The sequence below is a fragment of the Lactobacillus sp. UMNPBX16 genome, from assembly GCF_002553775.1.
Classification (GTDB): Bacteria; Bacillota; Bacilli; order Lactobacillales; family Lactobacillaceae; genus Lactobacillus; species Lactobacillus crispatus.
In genome coordinates, this window is the sequence record NZ_PCYU01000051.1 from 1 (window position 1) to 2,271 (window position 2,271).

A 2,271-nucleotide genomic window follows, 5' to 3' on the forward strand; every position below is an offset into this window, starting at 1 on the left:
TATAGTAAGAAATAATTAACTAAATTAGATCATATTATTAGTCTTGATGTAATAATATGATCTTTTTATTTTCTTTTCGCCTATTTATTGAATACATATGATATAATATTAGTTAAGGAGGTGAAACTATGAAAGCTAATCAAGTAATGGAAATACTTCAAATTAGCCGCTCAACTTTGAAGCGTTATCGTGAAAAAGGTTTTATTAAAGCTGTTCAAAAGCCAACAGGTCAATTTGAGTTTGACGATGATTCGGTTTGGTTGTTTAAAAATAAACATACTCCTCGTCAGACTATTCTCTATGGTCGTGTTTCTACTTATAAGCAAAAACATGATTTAGCTAATCAAATGCAAGAATTACGTGATTTCGCTGAAAATAAAGGCTATCATGTCGATAATTCCTTTTCAGATATTGCCAGTGGCATCTCTTTTAAAAATCGAAAACAGTTCTTTAAATTATTAGACTTAGTTTTGGCAGGCAAAGTTGAAAGAGTAATCATTACTCATCAAGATAGATTGAGTCGTGTAGGGTTTGAGCTATTTGAATACTTGTTTAAAAACTACGGGACAGCGATTGAAACTATCTCAAATGAGCTGAATCCTAAGACTGATGAAGAAGAGCTGTTTGAAGAAATTATCAGCCTACTGCATTGCTTCTCTATGAGAGAATATTCTCATAGACGAGTGGAACGTAAGCTTATAGAAAGCACCTTAAATCAGAAAGGCGGTGAAAAAGATGGCAAAAAAGAATAAGCAAGTTCCTAGAAATGATCTGCAATATGAGCAATTAGCCAGTGAATATCTGATTAAAGCTAATCCGAAGCTTGATGAGTATTCTTTAGTAGCACACAATTTGTACAACCGTGCCCTTTTTGACTTAAGACAAGGTTTCTTTAAGAAAAGATATATTAAAGGCTATAGTCAACTCGATCAAATATTTAAAGAGCGTTATCAAAAGCGTGAGTTAATGCTTTATCATAGCTTAGGCTATGTCCAATCGGCACAACAGACTTTAAGAGAGGTCACAACTGTTTGGCAGGCATTCTTTAAAGCGCTGAAAGCCTACAAAGCTAATCCTAGTAAGTTTAGCGGAAAACCAAGATTGCCCCGTTATTTACGGGACAAACGCCATACCTTCTTTGTGACTAATCAGAACGCTAAAGTTAAAGATGGCTATTTGATTGTTCCAAAATTGGATTTAAAGCTAAAACTTGCGCCTAATATTGAAAAAATTGGACGCGTTGCTTTTAAACCTGTCGCTAATGGTTATAAAGTAATTGTTCCATATAAAGCCAATAAAGAAATTAAATACTTACCAGATAACGGTAAATATATTGGGATTGATCCTGGAATTGATAATGCTTTTGCTTGCGCTTCTAACACTGGTAATCGTCCACTACTCATTAACGGTCGTGGAATTAAGTCGGTTAACCAGTATTATAATAAAAAGCGTGCTGAATTAAGACAGCTTCAAGCTAGACACCATCAGCTTGAACGAATAATTAATACCAAACAAGGTAAGAAAGTTGTCTATCAAGATACCCAAGCCATGAAGAAAATTACCGCTTGGCGCAATGACAAAATTAGGCAATTTGCCCACAAAGCATCTAAACGTATCGTGGATTATGCGTTAAACTGTGAGGCAAACACAATTGTCATTGGTAAGAACAAATCATGGAAAAGAAGTTCAAATATGGGGAAAAGAAATAATCAAAACTTTATTGGGATTCCTCACCAGGTGATGATCGACATGATTAAGTACAAGGCTAATTTAGCAGGAATTACTGTTATTCAAACTAACGAAAGTTACACTAGTCAAACTAGTAGTTTAGATCATGAACAGCCTTGTTGGGAAAACGGCAATAAAAGCAGAAAGCGACAAGGTAAAAGCCCTGTTAACAGACGAATTAAACGTGGTTTGTTTAAAGCTAATGATGACCGCTTAATCAATGCGGATATTAACGGAGCTTTGCAAATAATTAGAAAAGTATTCTCGAATTTCCAAGTGAATGACGAGATAGCGGGCGTAGTGTTACGTCCAGTTAAATGGAGTCCTAAGTTTTAGGGCACTACTTAGCAAAGGAAATATAAATCTTATCCAAGTTTATCGGTTGACGCTTTTGTAAAGTTGTCCTTATAGTTTCTAAGCTAGCAAAAGTTTGGGAGTGTGCTAAAAAGGTTGAAAGCAGATATTAATAAACGAAGATAAGATAGGAAAATGTATTCAAATAAAATAAAGTGGATATATTTAACCAATATTTTCTAACATTAC

The 2,271-nt window shown here is 34.4% G+C and carries 2 protein-coding genes; both read left to right on the plus strand.

What is annotated here, in order from left to right; genetic code table 11:
• Positions 1-128: 128 nt before the first annotated feature.
• Positions 129-752: an IS607 family transposase gene (locus CP367_RS09585; RefSeq protein ID WP_065991183.1), complete on the plus strand. Its 624-nt coding sequence runs from the start codon at positions 129-131 to the stop codon at positions 750-752.
• Positions 736-2,064: an RNA-guided endonuclease TnpB family protein gene (locus CP367_RS09590; protein ID WP_013085970.1), complete on the plus strand. Its 1,329-nt coding sequence runs from the start codon at positions 736-738 to the stop codon at positions 2,062-2,064. Before CP367_RS09585 ends, CP367_RS09590 begins: the two co-directional genes overlap by 17 nt.
• The last annotated feature ends 207 nt before the right edge of the window (positions 2,065-2,271 follow it).